The organism is Gemmiger formicilis (assembly GCF_018784445.1).
GTDB lineage: Bacteria > Bacillota > Clostridia > Oscillospirales > Ruminococcaceae > Gemmiger.
The window spans coordinates 1-251 of the sequence record NZ_WQOH01000040.1; the positions used below are offsets into that span (position 1 = coordinate 1).

Sequence of the window (251 nt, forward strand, 5' to 3'; positions counted from 1 at the left end):
TACCCGCTTATCCTTACAAACTGGAATTTCACTTACTTAGATAATGGCAATGTCAATTTTCCTGATAATAAAAAATACAGCAGAAGTAAACCAACTATAATTAGAATACCGCCAACCACTTTAATGCCAATTCGATTAACCTTGTTATTTTTTATAATTTTATTTGCAAAAACCAATAGTAGCGCACCAACTACTATAATAAAAACAGATATTAACGGATACATGAGTTTTCTCCTTTCAAATTCCGATTT

Annotated in this window: 1 protein-coding gene; it reads right to left on the reverse strand. The window is 30.3% G+C overall.

Annotation, left to right across the window (positions count from 1 at the left end):
• Window positions 1–32 precede the first annotated feature (32 nt).
• Window positions 33–251, reverse strand: a 219-nt coding sequence (locus tag GPK89_RS11525; RefSeq protein ID WP_215693296.1) for a hypothetical protein, incomplete at its 5' end; no start/stop codon positions are given.